This is a genomic window from Neomesorhizobium albiziae, from assembly GCF_900114255.1.
Classification (GTDB): domain Bacteria; phylum Pseudomonadota; class Alphaproteobacteria; order Rhizobiales; family Rhizobiaceae; genus Neomesorhizobium; species Neomesorhizobium albiziae.
This window is the reverse complement of the sequence record NZ_FOSL01000050.1, coordinates 1-16,407: the sequence shown is the minus strand read 5'-3', so window position 1 is coordinate 16,407 and position 16,407 is coordinate 1. Positions and strand designations below refer to the sequence as shown.

Here is a 16,407-nt window from a genome sequence, read left to right as displayed (position 1 = left end):
CTTTAATCCATGCAGCGACAAATGCGGCGTCTGATTGATCCGCTCCGCAATGAACGCTCGGTGCGGCTCCAGGATGCGTTTGCGGTGGCCACCCATCTTGCCGGGCGCGACCGAACCACTCGAGCGATAGCGTTGCGACCACTTCACCGCCGACGACACCGCGATGCCGAAACGAGCCGCAACCGAACGGCAACTCTCACCGGCCTCGATCGCCGCCACAACCCGTTCGCGCAAATCGTTGGAAAGAGGTGCTGTCATCGATGCTGGCCTCCTATCCAGCCAGCATCTTGAATCACAAAATCAAACCAACTGGAATCCCTAGCGATTCGGTCAAACTCGGAAACGCTCTAGCTGTTTGTTTTGCCGCATTTATGCAGACGCCAAATGATTCCATTTGGCTGAAAAATGCTTTCGCTGCGTGCGTGAAGCAGTTTGCGCTTGCCGATGGCGTTTCTCCATCCCACGTTGAGCGGCGAGCAGGGCTTCGTTGCCCGACGGAAAGACCAGGCGGCGGCTTTGGGCGACGGAGACCATCACGAGCAATGGATGCATCGGCCAAAATCGAACCGCTGAGCGAGGAGTTGCTGCTCGACCTGCAGCGGCTTTCCCTCGACTATTTCCTGCAAGAGGCGAACCCGGAAAACGGCCTCATACCCGACCGCAACCGCGAGGGCGCGCCGGCCAGCATGGCCGCAGTCGGCATGGCGCTGACCGCCTATCCTATCTGTGTGGCGCGCGGTTTCATGAGCCGTGGGGCGGCGCGCGACAGGACGCTTGCGACGCTGCGCTTCTTCCACGACAGCCGCCAAGGCCCCGAAACCGACGCCACCGGATACAAGGGTTTCTATTACCACTTCCTCGACATGAAGAGCGGCCGCCGCGTCTGGAAATGCGAGCTGTCGACCATAGATACCGCCTTGCTGATCGCCGGCGTGCTGGCGGCGGGCGCCTTCTTCCAGGAGGACGACGAGGGCGAGCAGGAGATAAGGCGGCTTGCCGACGCGCTCTACCGGCGCGTCGACTGGAACTGGGCACAGAACGGCGGAGCCATGGTGACACATGGCTGGCGGCCGGAAAAAGGTTTCCTGCGCTATCGCTGGGAAGGTTTTGACGAGGCGCTGATCCTCTACGTGCTGGGGCTGGGATCGCCGACCCACAAGCTGCCGCCGGAGAGTTATGCGGCGTGGCTGTCGAGCTACCGCTGGAAGGAGATCTACGGCCGCGAATTCGTCTATGCCGGGCCGCTGTTCATCCACCAGTTCTCGCATATCTGGATCGATTTCCGCGGCATCAGGGACGCCTTCATGCGGGCGCGGGGCAGCGACTATTTCGAAAACAGCCGGCAGGCGACCCATGTGCAGAGGGAGTACGCCATCCGCAATCCGCGCGGCTTCAAGGGCTATCACGCCAATTGCTGGGGTATCACCGCGAGCGACGGGCCGGGGCGGCTGACGCGCCGGATCGACGGCGTCACCCGCCGCTTCTTCGACTACCGGGCGCGCGGCGCGCCCTTCGGTCCCGACGACGGCACGCTGTCGCCCTGGGCGGCGGCGGCGTCGCTGCCGTTCGCTCCCGACATCGTGTTGCCGGCCCTCAAGCACTTCCACGATCTCGACCTGAAGAACGGCAATCCCTACGGCTTCACCGCGAGCTTCAACCCGACGCTGGAAACGGTCGACGGCCGCGCCTGCGGCTGGACCTGCGCCGACCATGTCGGCATCAACCAGGGGCCGATCCCGCTGATGATCGAAAACCACCGCACCGACTTCATCTGGAAGCTGATGCGGGAATGCCCGTACATCGTGGATGGACTGAGAAGCGCAGGGTTTACGGGTGGGTGGTTGTGAGCATTTCTATTTCACGCTTTGAATTTATGAAACAGAAGTGCTATGTTGCCGTGAGATGATGGCCTGCCGCAAACCGGCCGGCAACGCCAGGGATGGTGGCTATGGCAAGCGCAGTAGCAACAATTATAGACGGTCTGCGGCAACGCGGCGGGCTCAAGGGCACGGACGTGGCGAATATTGCCACTGTTTCTCCGGCCACGGTGTCGCGATGGATGTCGGGCACATCGTTTCCTCACCCGAAAACGCAATTGCTGATATCCGACCTGCGCTATGTGGTGGACCGCCTGGCGGAACTCTACAACCCCGAGGAAACGCGGGTATGGCTTTACTCCAAGCATCGCCTGCTGAATGGCGAGCGCGCCATCGATCTCATTCATTCCGGCCGGGCTGACGAGGTTCTGGCGGTGATCGAGAGCCTGGACGAAGGATCGTACACCTAGCCATGGGCAGTTCGGGGCGTGTTCACGATCGTGCGATCCTGGACGCCCTTGAGGCAGCAGACGTTGTTTCGTTCAGTCAAACCGTCTGGCGCATAACGCGGTCGGGGCGCGACCCTATTCGGGGATCGGCAGCCGATGGCCGGTGGAGCCCCGGCGGGACCGTCGAGGTTCTCTACACGAGCAGCTTGGAACGGGAAGGGGCGCTGGCCGAGATCGGCTTCAGGCTTTCGCTGGAACCCGTTTGGCCAAGCCGGATTGCGCACGAAATACACGAAATCGGCGTGCAAGCACAAAGGACGCTGCATCTGGCGGACATGGCGTCGCTCGGCCCGTTGGGCATCGACGTATCGCGATATACTTCCTTCGATTACACGGCCACGCAGGCTGTCGCCGCCGCCGCTCACTTTCTTGAGTTCGATGGTCTTATCGTGCCCAGCGCACGACACCAGTCACAAAATCTGGTGATCTTCATGGATCGCGATGCAGCCGGAACGCTGGACGTGCGAGCATCCGAAGCTGTCGATTGGAATGCGTGGCGGCAAGGGCGGATAGTGTAGCCGCGGCCCTTATCTCCTCAGCACCGCCGACAGCACATCCCGCACCCCGATAGCTCCCACAAACCGCGACTGCTCGTCGAACAGCGCTACCGGTGCGGTCTGCGAGCGGTGCATGGCGAGCATGACCGTCTTCAGCGGCGTGCCGGGATTGGCCCAGTAGACCTGAGTGCCGTCCTCGGGGTGCTGCTCGACATCGGTGCAGGAGACCCACTCGACCGGCTTGCCGTCGCGCTCGGCGGCGGCGACAAGGCCGTCCTTGTCGACCTTGAAGCGGGTGGTCTTGCGGCGGTCGAGCCAGGTCCAGCCGCGGCCGGCCGATTCCAGGTCGCGGCGGTCGCGCATGACATTCCACGCCGTCAGCACCGACAGCGGGTTCACATTGGCGATGAAGTCGCGGACATAGTCGTTGGCGGGACGCAAAACGATGTCTTCCGGCGCGCCTGTCTGGACGATGCGACCGCCCTCCATGATGGTGATGTGGCTGCCGATCTTCAGCGCTTCCTCAAGATCGTGGCTGACGAAGATGATGGTCTTCTTCAGCGTCTTCTGCAGCTGCAGGAGTTCGTCCTGCAGCTTGGTGCGGATCAGCGGATCGAGCGCGGAGAACGGCTCGTCCATCAAGAGGATCGGCGCTTCGGTGGCGAAGGCGCGGGCAAGGCCGACGCGCTGCTGCATGCCGCCCGACAGTTCGTGCGCGTATTTCTTCGCCCAGGGGTCGAGGTTGACCAGCTTGAGCTGCTTGTCGACGCGCGCCTTGCGCTCCGCGTCGGGCACGCCGGCAAGTTCGAGGCCAAGGCCGACATTTTCCTCGACGGTGCGCCAGGGCAGGAGGCCGAACTGCTGGAACACCATGGCGACCTGGTTCTGTCGCAGCCGCCGGAGCGTCGCCGCGTCGCAGGAGACGACATTGACCATTTTTTCGCCGTCCTTGACCAGGACCTGGCCGCGGCTGACGATGTTCAGCCGGTTGACGGCGCGCAAAAGCGTCGACTTGCCGGAGCCGGACAGGCCCATGAGGACGGAAATCTCGCCCTCGTGGATGGTCAGGTTGGCGCCGGCGCAGCCCAGCACGTTGCCGGTCTGCTCGAGGATCTCGGCGCGGGTGGCGCCACGGTCGACCATGGCCAGTGCGTCGGCCGTATCCGGGCCGAAGACGATGTCGACATTCTTGAAATCGACGGCGACGTTCATTTCTTGTCTCCCACGCCAATCCGCGTCATCCGGTCGAGCACGATGGCAAGCACGACGATGGCAAGGCCTGCTTCAAGGCCGAGGTCGATGCGGCGCGAACCCAGCGCCCGGTTGATCTCGGTGCCCAGGCCGCCAGCGCCGATGAGGGCGGCGAACACCACCATCGACAGCGACAGCATGATGCACTGGGTGAGGCCGGCCATGATGGTGGGCAGCGCCGCCGGCAGCTCGACCTTCCACAGGAGCTGGCTTTTGGTGGCGCCGAATGCCTCGCCGGCCTCGATGATCGCCTTCGGCACCGAGGTGACGCCGAGATGGGTGAGGCGCACCGCGGTCGGGATGACGAAGATGATGGTGACGATGAGGCCGGGGGCGTTGCCGAGGCCGAACAAAGTGAGCACCGGGATCAGGTAGACGAAGGTCGGCAGCGTCTGCATCAGGTCGAGCACCGGCAGCATGACGCGGTAGACCTTGGGCTTGTGAGCGGCCCAGATGCCGAGCGGCACGCCGATTGCCATCGAGGCAATCGTGGCGGCGACGACCAGCACCAGCGTCTCGACCGTCTGCTTCCACAGCCCCTGGTTGATGATGAAGAGAAGGCCGATGAAGACCCCGATGGCCAGCGCCCTCGAACGTTGCAGATACCAGGCAAGCAGCGCGATCAGCGCCACGACCAGCACCGGCGGCAGCAGGAGAAGGGCGTCGACGAGGCCGTCGAGGAGGAAGTTGAGGCCGTTGGAAAAGCCGCGGAAGACCGCGTTGAAGTGGTCGGTGAGGAAGGTGAAGAACGCCTTGCCCCAGGCGCCGATCGGGATTTTCCAGGCGGCCAGGAATTTCGAAACCGGATCCATATCTTCCCCTCACTCCCCGAAGCCTGTTCTGTTCCGATGAATTGGAATGGGCTTCATCTTCTTGTGGCCGGTCCCGAAATCCGAAGCCGGCGTTTCGGGATCGTCCTGCCGGCGGCTGCCGGCCGCCTTGTCGTCATCTTGTCACAGGAAACAAAAAAGGGCAGCCCCGCGGGCCGCCCTTTTCGATGGCGGTTCGTCAGGCAAGGGCGCTCAGCTTCCGAGCGCGGTCTTCACGGCGGCAGCGGCATCGCCGCCGTCGAAAGTGGTGACGCCGTTGAGCCACGGGGTCGCGGCGTCGGGGTTCTTCTTCAGCCACTCGGTCGCCACGTCGTTGGCGTTGCCGCCTTTCAGGATGGCGTCCATCATGGTGTTTTCCATCGACAGGTCGAACTTCAGGTTGGTGATGAACTTGCCGACGTTCGGGCACTCGGCGACATAACCCTTGCGCACATTGGTCAGCACGGTGGCGGCGCCGAAGCCGGAATCGCCCATGCCGTCGAGATAGCTGATCTTCATCTCGCCCATCACCGGGTGCGGCGTCCAGCCAAGGAAGACGATCCACTGATTGTCCTTCATCGACTGCTCGGCCTGGGTGAGCATGCCGGCTTCCGACGACTCGACCAGTTCGTAGCCTGCCAGGCCGCTGTCCGGCTTGGCGATCATGTCGAGAATGATGCGGTTGCCGTCGTTGCCGGCCTCGATGCCGTAAACCTTGCCGTCGAGCTTTTCCTTGATCTCGGGCTTGGCGAGATCGGCCAGCGTCTTCACGCCTGCATCCGCCATGTAGGTCGGCACGACCAGGCCATAGCCCGCGCCGGTCAGGTTCTCGCCGACCGTTTCGACCGATCCTTCAGCGGCATAGTCCTTGATATCGGCGGTCATCGACGGCATCCAGTTGCCGAGGAAGACGTCGAGGTCGTTGTTCTTCAGCGACGCATAGGTAACCGGCACCGATAGCTGGATGACTTCCGGCTCGTAGCCGAGCGCCGTCAACAGCACCGAAGCAACGCCGGTGGTGGCCTGAATGTCGGTCCAGCCGACATCGGAAAGGCGGACTTTCTTGCAGCTTTCGGCGTCGGCCGCGAATGCGGTGCTGGCCGAAACAAATGCCACCAGCCCCAGCGTGGCGGCGAATATCTTCATGCGCGACATGTCATTTCTCCCATTGGAATTCTTTTGTCGGTTGCGGAAGTTACGGTTTTTCTTCCGTCCGGGTTCTTCAAGCCAAACATCATTTTGGAGCCGATTCAAGCGGCATCGCTTGGCGAGGCGCGCCGCGCATTGGTCTTACAACGACAGGACCTTGCTTTTTCCGGTGGAAGGCGGGCGAGGCCTATTCCCCGGCCGAGTGCCCTTTTACTAGAAGGGAGCCATGGCCAAGCTCTATTTCCACTACGCCACGATGAACGCAGGCAAGACGACGATGCTCTTGCAGGCATCGTACAATTACCGCGAGCGCGGCATGGAGACGATGCTGTTCATCGCCGGCCACTACCGCAAGGACGACAGCGCCGGCGTCATCTCCTCGCGAATCGGGCTGGAGGCGGAGGCCGAGCTGTTTCGCGACGGCGACGACCTGTTCGCCCGCATCGACGACCATAGAAGACACGGCAGCCTGCACTGCGTGTTTGTCGACGAGGCGCAGTTTCTGGAGGAAGAGCAGGTCTGGCAGCTGGCAAGGGTCGCCGACCGGCTGGGCATCCCGGTGATGTGCTACGGGCTGAGGACCGACTTCCAGGGAAAGCTGTTTTCGGGCTCGAAGGCGCTGCTGGCGATCGCCGACGAATTGCGCGAGGTGCGCACCATCTGCCGCTGCGGGCGCAAGGCGACAATGGTGGTGCGGCTCGGGCCCGACGGCAAGGTGGCCAGGCAGGGCGCGCAGGTGGCGATCGGCAAGGACGTCTACGTCTCGCTCTGCCGCCGGCACTGGGAAGAGGAGATCGGACGGGTGGAACCGGAGGATCTTATCGGCTTTGCGGGCGAGGTCCGCGGGCGCTGAGAGCCCGTTTGCAAACTCCGATGAAGCGATAGCTGTCCGAAAGCATTAACCGCCGGATCGCAAACTTTCTTTTCCCCCACAATTCCAACGCCTTTCATTCGCCAATGCACCCACATATATTCGCCTCCACTCGACCAGTGGCTGTGCTCGGAGGAACTCGATGGCGACCTTGCAGAATTTCGATCAGGAAATCGCGAAGACCAAGCAGGTCGTCGAGGACATGCGGTCGAAGATCGAGCAGTCCGGCACCGTGCTCGACACGCTCGCCAAGGCCGACAAGAAGATCGGCTCCGTCGACTTCGACATCGAAAACGCCCGCATCGAGGACGTGCTGAAGCAGCAGAAGGTGATGGAAGGCAACATTGCCGACCTGATCATCGGGTTGGAGGACGCCACCAACGTCTTCGGCGCCGAGTTCGAGAGCATGAAGAGCTTCACCGGCTGGGAAAGCTTCATCGGCATCTTCTCCGATCAGAAGAAGCAGCGCATGCGCACCGATCGCGTGCGCAACATGTCGCTGGCCGGCAATTTGCAGGAGCTTCTGTCGAAATCCGACACCATCGTCGGCATCCTGAAGGCGCAGAAGCAGGTGCTGGATTCCCGCTACAAGACCTCGGAGACCAGTCTTGGCCAGGTGATCGAGCGCCGCAAGGTAACGATGGACAACCTGACCGCGACGCAGAAGCGCATCGAGGAACTCAACCCGCTGCTGCTCGACATCGAAAACAAGATCGCTGCTTCCACCAACCAGAAGGAGCGCACGCAGCTCGAAGGCGACCGCTCGAAGCTCGCCACCGAATACAACGAGAAGCAGGCGAAGGAGCAGGAGCTGCTGGCCGAGAGCCAGACGCTCGAACGCTATACTTCGATGTTCCAGACCTTCGTCGATTCGCTGAACAACCAGATCGCCGCGCAGAACACGCTGATCAACAAGCTGACCATCGACACCGAGCAGCGCATCGTCCTCTACAAGGCGCTGGAAGACAGCTTGAAGACCGCCGCCCAGCAGGATGTCGCCCACAAGATCAACACGCTGGGCAGCCAGGTCGACACCACCGCCGAGGAGACGATGGCCGGCATCGGCGCTGCCGCGCAGAAGCACATCGGCGACTTGCTGGAGATGCATGAAAAGAACATGGCGGCGACCGGCGACATCCAGCGCCGCAAGAAGCTCGCCGACGATGCGTTTGCGCGCCGCTTCGAAGAGGTGATGCGCAAGCACAACGCCGCGGATTACGTGCGGACGTAGGATTCTGGATTAGGTCGCTTGATCGGTTTGCGCTCCTTCGCGCCCCCCTCTGTCCTGCCGGACATCTCCCCCACAAGGGGGGAGATTGGCTTTCGTTTCCGATTTAGCCAATCTTCAAGATTGCAGGATTGGCGGGGCCGTCGCGGCCAGCTTATCTCCCCCCTTGTGGGGGAGATGTCCGGCAGGACAGAGGGGGGCACGGTAGGGCGCTTACCGCTGGAAATATCTGCATGACACCCGAGAACGAAGCCGCCACGCGCTATTTCGACGCCATCGCGGCGGCGCTGAAGGGGCTGGAAATCTTCATGCGCGACGACCGTTCGCCGCTCTATCGGCACGGCATCGTGGCCAAGATCGTCGCCGAATACATCGCGCGGCTGGAAAAATCGTTCTCGTCGTGGCGCAACCGGCTGGGCTTCATGGAAAGCTTCCGCATCAGCAGAGCCGAAAGCGGCTTCCCGCTGTTCCAGAACGTGCTTGAGCTCGAAAACGACCGCCGGCAGGCGCAGCAGCGGCTGGCCAACATTCCAGAGCCCGACACGCTGCGCGGCGAGATGGCCGACTTCATCCTGCGCCACAAGGAATTTCCGGCGGCTCTGCAGAAGTCGATAGCCGAGCGGCTCTATCTCGAGGACATCAAGGACGGCGAGACGTTCGGGCCGTTCACGCTGGCGCAGACGGCCAAGGTCTCGGTCAATCCGAAGACGATGCGGCCCTACTATCTCGTCCACTGGGCGTCGTTCGACGGCACCGCCAACCTGCCGCTGATCTATATGGTGACGGTCGAGGATTCCTCGCCGTCGATGGTCAGCCAGCTGGTCGACGAGAACGGCAAGGTCAGCGAGAAGGTCGAAATCCCACTGCCGGTGGATGGGCTGCTCAATCCGGAACTGGCGCACCGCTTCGACGATTTCACCGAGAAGAATTCGGCCTACACGCTGTCGCCCGCCACCATCGCCAACAATCTCGACAAGGATTTCGAGACGCTGCATCCCAAGCAGTTGCGCCGCGTGGTGCTTGGGCCGTTTTATTCGGCGGGCATCACCGAGAACAATTCGACGGTTACGGACGTTCTTTCCAAGGTGCGCAAGCCGGAGAACGCCTGGCTGCTCACCTGGACAATCCAGGAGGTTTTCTCCAAGGCCGAAAAGCCCGGCCGCCGGGGATTGTGGTCGAGCGAGAAGGCGACGCAGGAATTCTTCATCAATACCGACGACCTGGAGGCGGCAAGGCAGGGCGTGTCAAGCTACGAGAAACACGCGCTGATCCCGCACGAGGCCTACCAGGCGCTCTATGCCGCCGGCGAAGCGCAGAAGATCTTTGCCGGCTACAAGGTTCATATCCTGTCCAAGGGGCAGGTGATCAGCGATGTGTGAGGGCAAGCCTTTTTCCTCCCTCCCCTCAATGGGGAGGGTGGCCCGAAGGGCCGGGTGGGGTGATTACAAACACCCCCTCCGCCTCGCTTCGCTCGGCACCTCCCCCATCGAGGGGGAGGAGGGAGGTAATTGACCATGGACACGGGCCTGACGACGATCGCGGAAGCCGATATCGAAAAGCATCGCGCCATGGCGCAGAGCTTCATCACGCGCATCGTGGTGCTGGAGGATGCGTCCGGCCAGTCGGGCACGGCGCTCGCCGGCACCGGGCGGCGCTTCGTCTCGACAGTGTCGACCGGCTCGGTGCGCAAGACGCGTGAAGTTGAGCTGACCAAGACGGTGGCTGCGGTGAAGCCCGACGACCAGCTGATGGGGATCGGCCAGCACGCGCTGCTCTACAGGGCGCGGCGCGGCCTGGCGGTCGCGCTTGCGGTGGCCGACGTTTTCGCGCGCAGCTGCGACCTCGAAAGCCTGCAGGCCAAGAATGCGCGGACGCCACTGGAAGGCGACGAGGCAAGCCATTTCAAGAAACTGCTTTCGGCTTCGGCCTATGTCACGGCGTTCAGCTTCGCCTCCTATCTTTCGCAACTGATCGACGGCGAGGGCGAGCCGCCGAACGACATCGCCGAGCCGGACTTCCTGTTCGATACGGCGCAGGACGCGTTGAAATCGCTGGTGGCGGGGCTCGACCGGGCGATCAGCGGCTCCAAGGACGATGCCGACCTGATGACGCGCGCCGACGCCTTCGCCCGCGTCGCCATCGACGGGCTGCTTTCACGCAAGGGCCGTTTCGACGGTATCGGGGCCTTCGAGAACGCGCATATCCGCATCGACGCCGACGATTTCACGCTCGACGGGTTCGATGTTGCGCCGGGGAAAAAATCGAAGCCGCTGGTGATGACCTTCAAGAAGCCGGAGGAGGTCGTCGGCAACCACATCGCCAAGTACCAGTCGGTGAAGCTGGCGAAGATGCTGATGGCCTACGATTTCGACCGGGAGCTCAATCCCTTCGTCGAGCTCGGCGGCTTCCTGTTCACCTTCATCGGTGACGGGGCGCCCGGCACCGGCAAGACGACGCTGATCCAGATGATCGCCGGGCTGGTCAACGGCTACGCCGAGGTCGCCGGCTATCCCTTCGTCTACGAGAATTTCGGCGTCGACCAGATCTCGTCCTACCAGGGCAAGTCCGGCCAGAACTGCCGGCAGTTCATCAACAATGTGCTGAACCCGCGCGCCATCGGCTTCGGCACCATCGACGACATCGACCAGGTGGCGGCGAAACGCTCCGACGATCGGGCGTCGGCCGGCCAGCAGGAGATCACGGGCGTGTTGATGGACGCCTTCGCGGGTGCGGGCACCGTGGTGCGCGGCAACTGCTCTTTCGGCATGCTCTCCAACTATCCCGAAAACGTCGACGATGCGCTGCGCCAGCGCGCCGGCGCCCGCTGGCTGGTCGACGGGCCGCAGACGCGCGACGACTACATCGACATTTTCGTGCTTCTGGCCGGCAAGAACCACAAGATACCGCTCGGCGAACACGAGCTCTACGCGGCGCAGGAAATCCAGCGCGCGGTTGCGGAAGCCTATGAGGGGCACGCCAAGCCGCAGGAAGACGGGCTGGAAAAGGTCTACGAGCGCTTCATGAAGGAGAACGGCCAGCCGAAGACGATGGCCGATATCGGCACCTATCTCCACATGATCAAGGAGGCCGAGCCGCGCTTCACCGGCCGCGCCATCAAGAACGTCACCGACGCCATCAAGATGCGGGCGATGGACATCGAACTGCCGGACGAGTGGTTCGAGAAGCCGGAAGTCTTCATGCACAAGGGCTACGACGAGAAGAAGGCGATGATCGAGGAACTGCGCGGGCCGTTCGACATGGACATGGTCATGCAGGAGGTGAACCGCTACGCCGACAGTGAGTTCCGCTATTCCGACAAGTCCGACGACGCGGCGGTGGCGAAGCTGTTGCGCGACGCCAGGCTGCGCGAGCGCGCGGCGAGGGAGATGGCGGAACTGCAGAAGAAGGGGCTGTGGAATTGATTTTTCCTTCTCCCCGTTAACGGGGAGAAGGTGCCCGGAGGGCGGATGAGGGGCGGCGCCATGCGTGGAGGTAATGTTGGGAAGACAACGAGATCCCGAGTGCTGCGCAAAGTCGAAAACGATGCTGAAAACGTGATGTGGCATGAACTGCGCGGCGCCGGCTGAATGGATGCAAATTTGTGCGCCAACTGCCGATCGGTCCGTTTTTCGCTGACTTTGCCTGCCGAGAGCAAAACCTTGTCGTCGAAGTCGACGGAAGCCAGCATGCCGGAAGCACCCGCGACAGGTTTCGCGATGAGACAATGAACCGGAACGGCTGGTCGGTCTTGAGATTCTGGCATGCCGATGTCTTGAGGGATCGGCGAGCTGTATTAGAGACAATTGTAGCGGTGCTGGACGGCAGACAGAGTGACAAGATGATATCTCACGAGATGAAATTCTTGCCGGCTGTGCAGCAGAATGGAGCAAAACCATGAGTGTTGGCGCTGCCCCTCATCCGCCCTTCGGGCACCTTCTCCCCGTGAACGTGGAGAAGGAAGGGATGTTCTGATGGACCTTCTGCGCGACAACGAGCTCATCTACGGCCGCCTGCTGCCGGTCGAGGAAAAGCACCTGATCGAGCGCTACAACAAGGCGCTGAAGGCGTTTGGGCTGAAGCCCACCAAGCGCAACAGTTTCGAGATCGACCGCACCGGCTTCTCGCCGCAGATCGCCGAGGAACTGGACGACCCGTTCTATCTCGACCCCAACGAGGTCAACCGCCGCTTCATCATCCTCACCCCGTCGCAGATCGACCTGCCGGTGGTGCACACGGCGTTTTCGAACACCTCGCAGCTGATCTACGAGTTCATGACCAAGAACAGCCGCGCCATCGACGCGCTGACAATCAAGGACGTGATCTACGGCGAGATCGAGGATTCGGTGTCGAAGGTGGAGGACATCGAGGATCTCCTGTCGATCCACCAGGTCGAGTTTCGCGTGCTTTCGGCGGAGGATGTGCTGGGCAAGGCCTCCGAACTCGGCATCCTGGTCGACCGGCTGAAGCAGGAGCCGAACGCCTGGCGCGACAACCAGATGCTGGAGCGCATGGTGGAACTTGCCAAGGTGACCGGCGACATCCGCGAGAACGCGCTGGTGCCGGACCAGGTGATCTTCCGCCACAACGCGTTCTGGACCAGCCATTTCGGCGGGCTCTACGTGTTCATCGATCCCGACATGACGACGGTGATCAGCGATCCTTCGGCGCCGGGCTTCCGTCGCTCGCGGCCGTGGCAGGTGAGCTATCTCTCCATTCACGATGCCGACAGGGTGTTCCGCTTCCTCGCCTCGACGGGGCGCATCGAGCTGCCGCGCGCCTCGTGGATCGAGACGTCCGGCTATCTCGAGCATCGCGCCGAGATGGCGATCCGCGCGCTGATCAGCCAGGCCGAGCCGAAACGCGACATCGGCAACGCCGACAAGGTGTGGCTGCAGACCTGGATCCACAGCAATGCCGACATCATCAACCGCGACGGCACCTTTCCGTTCCTCAACGCCGCCAAGCGCGAGATCGCGCAGCTCGGGCAGTTGCGGATCGAGAACGTCGAGCCGCTGCACCGCTTCCTGGTGGTGCGGGCCAAACCCGACCATCCCGACGCCTGGCTGACCAACCGGCTGATCTCGGATTTCGTGCCCTTCGACTTCGTGTCGCGCTACGTCTTCAACAAGCAGGGTTTCTACAAGGACTACGAGGGCTACGGCGAGGCGCAGCGCGCGGCGGTTGTGGATACGCTGAAAACCACATATCTGAAAGACAAGGAGGCGTTCAGGGCGCGCCTCTACGGCCTGGCTGATTAGAGGGGACGCTAAATGCTTGATCCGATCGTGAATTTTTTCGTCCGGATCTTCCAGTGGATCGGCCGCGGCATCGGGCTGTTGATCGGCATCCTGTTGTGGCCGTTCCTGTGGGCGGGCCGCTGGTACACGCAACGCGGCTGGATGCTGAAGGCGATCGTCGGCGTGGCGCTTCTGGCTCTCATCGGCCTCTATGCCAATTTCTTCTACGCCACCCAGTGGTGGAACAACTTCAATCCGGACTATCCGACCGTGACCGCTGCAGGCGCCAACCCACAGGCGGTCGGCGTGGTGGCCGGCGATCCGATCGCGGCGGCTACCACCGGCGAAGGCAGCACTGGCGCGGGGAGCGCTCCCGGAGCCCCCGCGGCGCCGGGTCAGCAGCAGACCTGCAAGCGCTCCGAAATCGCCGCAGTGGCAGCCGATCTCATTGACTTCAACGTCAACCAGAATGCCTGGATATCTTCGATGCTGGCCTCAAAGCTGGGATTTTTCGGAATACCCTGGCGAAACACGCCATTTTTTGACAACAAGGCGGCCTTCCAGCTCGGTATCAACCAGGTCATGCGGCGCACGACCACCGAGCTCGTCGACACGCTCGGCCGCACACGCGGCACCTCGCAGATCGACCAGAACCTGCAGAACGCCCGCACCGCGCTCGCCTGGGACGAAGACGCCTGGTATGTCGGCCTGCGCGGCCCGACCCGTCCGACGCCGAGTGTCTACCGCGACGCGATCCGCTCGCTGCGTACCTTCACCGCCAGCCTCGAGAAATGCCAGGCGACGTTCGATGCCCGCTCCGACAACCTTCTTCAGTTCCTGGACCGCATCGCTGGCGATATCGGCTCCACCTCCGATATCCTGCGCGGACAGATCGAGGCTTCGGATGCCGGCTGGTTCGACCCGCGCGCCGACGACCGCTTCTGGTTCTCCTACGGTCAGCTCTATGCCTACTACGGTATTCTGAACGCCACCCGCTCCGACTTCTCGGCGATCATCCGCGAACGCAACCTGACCACGCTGTGGGACACGATGCAAAGTCAGATGCGCGGCGCCCTCAATATGCAGCCCTGGATCATCTCCAACGGAGACGAATCGAGTTTCCTGTTCCCTTCGCATCTGGCCACGATGGGCTTCAATCTGCTGCGGGCACGCTCGCAGATCGTCGAGATACGCTCCGTGCTCGATCGATAGGCTTCGGCAAGCGCTGTCGCAATCCGTGTATTGCGCGGCTGTTTTGAGACGGCGCGGCGGCTTGCGTATTGGCTTCTATGCGACCCGACACCGAAGCGGCAGCCCTGCCGCTTCCCATCACACCTCGTGATACCCGGGAGAAGCCTGCATGGCCGACGTTAAGAGCGACATTGAGATAGCGCGCGGCGCCAAGAAGCAGGCGATCCAGGCGGTTGGTTCGAAGCTTGGCATTCCGACGGAGCATCTTCTACCTTATGGCCACGACAAGGCGAAGGTTTCGGCGGAGTTCATCGCCTCGAAGAAGGGCGGCAAGGACGGCAAGCTGATCCTGGTGACGGCGATCAACCCGACGCCGGCCGGCGAGGGCAAGACGACGACGACGGTCGGGCTTGGCGACGGGCTGAACCGCATCGGCAAGAAGGCGGTGGTGTGCATCCGCGAGGCCTCGCTCGGACCCAATTTCGGCGTCAAGGGCGGTGCCGCCGGCGGCGGCTATGCGCAGGTGGTGCCGATGGAGGACATGAACCTGCACTTCACCGGCGACTTCCACGCCATCACCACCGCCCACAACCTTCTGTCGGCGCTGATCGACAACCACATCTACTGGGGCAACGAGCTCGGCATCGACACCCGCCGCGTGGTGTGGCGGCGCGTCATGGACATGAACGACCGGGCGCTGCGCGAGATCATCGCCTCGCTCGGCGGGGTCGCCAACGGCTTCCCGCGCGAGGCGGGCTTCGACATCACGGTGGCCTCGGAAGTGATGGCGATCCTGTGCCTGGCCACCGACCTGAAGGACCTGGAGAAGCGGCTGGGCGACATCATCGTGGCCTACCGGCGCGACAAATCAGCGGTCTATGCCCGCGACCTCAAGGCCGACGGCGCCATGGCGGTGCTTTTGAAGGACGCCATGCAGCCGAACCTGGTGCAGACGCTGGAGAACAACCCGGCCTTCGTGCATGGCGGCCCGTTCGCCAACATCGCGCATGGCTGCAACTCGGTGGTGGCCACCACCACGGCGCTGAAGCTTGCCGACTATGTCGTCACCGAGGCCGGCTTCGGCGCCGACCTCGGTGCCGAAAAGTTCTTCGACATCAAGTGCCGCAAGGCCGGGCTGAAGCCTGCCGCGGCGGTCATCGTGGCCACCGTCAGGGCCATGAAGATGAATGGCGGGGTGAAGAAGGAAGACCTTTCCAAGGAGAATGTCGAGGCGGTGGTGAAGGGCTGCGCCAATCTTGGCCGCCACATCGAGAATGTGCGCCAGTTTGGGGTGCCGGCGGTGGTGGCGATCAACCACTTTTATTCCGACACCGAGGCCGAGATCCAGGCGATGAAGGACTATGTCGCCGAGATGGGCGAGGAGGCGATCCTGTGCCAGCACTGGGCCAAGGGCTCGGCCGGCATCGAGGAGCTGGCCCACAAAATCGTGGCGCTGGCCGAATCGGGCGCCTCGCAGTTCGCGCCGCTCTATCCCGACTCGATGAAGCTGTTCGACAAGATCAACACCATCGTGCAGCGCATCTACCGCGGCTCCGAGGCGATCGCCGACAAGAGCGTGCGCGACCAGCTGCACCAGTGGGAGCAGGCCGGCTACGGCAACCTGCCGGTGTGCATGGCCAAGACGCAATATTCGTTCTCGACCGACCCCAACCTGAGGGGCGCGCCGAACGGCCACACGGTGCCGGTGCGCGAGGTCAGGCTGTCGGCCGGCGCCGGCTTCGTGGTGGTCATCTGCGGCGAGGTGATGACCATGCCAGGCCTGCCCAAAACACCCTCATCCGAAAAGATCTTCCTCAACGGCAAAGGACAGATCGAAGGGCTGTTCTA

14 protein-coding genes and 1 pseudogene are annotated in these 16,407 nt (G+C 62.6%); 11 read left to right on the top strand and 4 right to left on the bottom strand.

Going from position 1 to position 16,407, the window contains the following annotated elements; translation table 11 throughout:
• Positions 1–258 (bottom strand): helix-turn-helix domain-containing protein (locus F3H98_RS29490; RefSeq protein WP_149762829.1); only part of this gene is annotated, 258 nt, incomplete at its 3' end.
• A 284-nt stretch (positions 259–542) separates the two neighbouring features.
• On the opposite strand from F3H98_RS29490, the gene F3H98_RS29485 reads away from it, so the two are divergent.
• The 3 genes from F3H98_RS29485 to F3H98_RS29475 all read left to right on the top strand — a co-directional run bounded on the left by F3H98_RS29485 (position 543) and on the right by F3H98_RS29475 (position 2,844).
• On the top strand, positions 543–1,847 hold the full coding sequence (locus F3H98_RS29485; RefSeq protein ID WP_149764429.1) for a glucoamylase family protein: 1,305 nt from the start codon (positions 543–545) through the stop codon (positions 1,845–1,847).
• A 101-nt stretch (positions 1,848–1,948) separates the two neighbouring features.
• Positions 1,949–2,287 carry a hypothetical protein gene (locus F3H98_RS29480; protein ID WP_149764427.1) on the top strand — a complete coding sequence of 113 codons (339 nt, stop codon included), beginning with the start codon at positions 1,949–1,951 and terminating at the stop codon, positions 2,285–2,287.
• A 2-nt stretch (positions 2,288–2,289) separates the two neighbouring features.
• Positions 2,290–2,844 carry an RES family NAD+ phosphorylase gene (locus F3H98_RS29475; RefSeq protein WP_149764425.1) on the top strand — a complete coding sequence of 185 codons (555 nt, stop codon included), beginning with the start codon at positions 2,290–2,292 and terminating at the stop codon, positions 2,842–2,844.
• Between the two features lie 9 nt (positions 2,845–2,853).
• On the opposite strand, the gene choV is transcribed toward F3H98_RS29475, so the two are convergent.
• The 3 genes from choV to choX form a co-directional block, all read right to left on the bottom strand.
• The gene (gene choV / locus F3H98_RS29470; RefSeq protein WP_149764423.1) at positions 2,854–4,035 is read right to left on the bottom strand and encodes a choline ABC transporter ATP-binding protein; all 1,182 of its coding nucleotides are present in this window, start codon (positions 4,033–4,035) and stop codon (positions 2,854–2,856) included.
• Positions 4,032–4,886, bottom strand: a complete 855-nt coding sequence (choW, locus tag F3H98_RS29465) for a choline ABC transporter permease subunit (RefSeq protein WP_149764420.1) — start codon at positions 4,884–4,886, stop codon at positions 4,032–4,034. Before choW ends, choV begins: the two co-directional genes overlap by 4 nt.
• A gap of 210 nt (positions 4,887–5,096) precedes the next feature.
• Positions 5,097–6,038, bottom strand: a complete 942-nt coding sequence (gene choX / locus F3H98_RS29460) for a choline ABC transporter substrate-binding protein (RefSeq protein WP_149764418.1) — start codon at positions 6,036–6,038, stop codon at positions 5,097–5,099.
• A gap of 220 nt (positions 6,039–6,258) precedes the next feature.
• On the opposite strand from choX, the gene F3H98_RS29455 reads away from it, so the two are divergent.
• From F3H98_RS29455 to F3H98_RS29415, 8 genes and pseudogenes are all read left to right on the top strand, one after another.
• Positions 6,259–6,885 (top strand): thymidine kinase, encoded by a 627-nt coding sequence (locus F3H98_RS29455; protein WP_149764416.1) that lies wholly within the window; start codon positions 6,259–6,261, stop codon positions 6,883–6,885.
• Positions 6,886–7,045: 160 nt separating this feature from the next.
• On the top strand, positions 7,046–8,134 hold the full coding sequence (locus F3H98_RS29450; protein WP_149764414.1) for a hypothetical protein: 1,089 nt from the start codon (positions 7,046–7,048) through the stop codon (positions 8,132–8,134).
• Between the two features lie 230 nt (positions 8,135–8,364).
• Positions 8,365–9,510 carry a hypothetical protein gene (locus F3H98_RS29440; protein ID WP_149764412.1) on the top strand — a complete coding sequence of 382 codons (1,146 nt, stop codon included), beginning with the start codon at positions 8,365–8,367 and terminating at the stop codon, positions 9,508–9,510.
• Positions 9,511–9,645: 135 nt separating this feature from the next.
• The gene (locus F3H98_RS29435; RefSeq protein WP_149764431.1) at positions 9,646–11,553 is read left to right on the top strand and encodes an AAA family ATPase; all 1,908 of its coding nucleotides are present in this window, start codon (positions 9,646–9,648) and stop codon (positions 11,551–11,553) included.
• A 60-nt stretch (positions 11,554–11,613) separates the two neighbouring features.
• Positions 11,614–12,029: pseudogene (locus tag F3H98_RS29430) on the top strand (endonuclease domain-containing protein).
• Between the two features lie 73 nt (positions 12,030–12,102).
• Positions 12,103–13,389 carry a DUF6638 family protein gene (locus F3H98_RS29425; RefSeq protein ID WP_149764410.1) on the top strand — a complete coding sequence of 429 codons (1,287 nt, stop codon included), beginning with the start codon at positions 12,103–12,105 and terminating at the stop codon, positions 13,387–13,389.
• A 12-nt stretch (positions 13,390–13,401) separates the two neighbouring features.
• Complete coding sequence (locus F3H98_RS29420; protein ID WP_149764408.1) at positions 13,402–14,580, top strand: DUF2333 family protein; 1,179 nt, start codon at positions 13,402–13,404, stop codon at positions 14,578–14,580.
• 148 nt (positions 14,581–14,728) lie between these two features.
• Positions 14,729–16,407: formate--tetrahydrofolate ligase (locus F3H98_RS29415; protein WP_149762434.1), on the top strand; the 1,679-nt coding region annotated here is incomplete at its 3' end.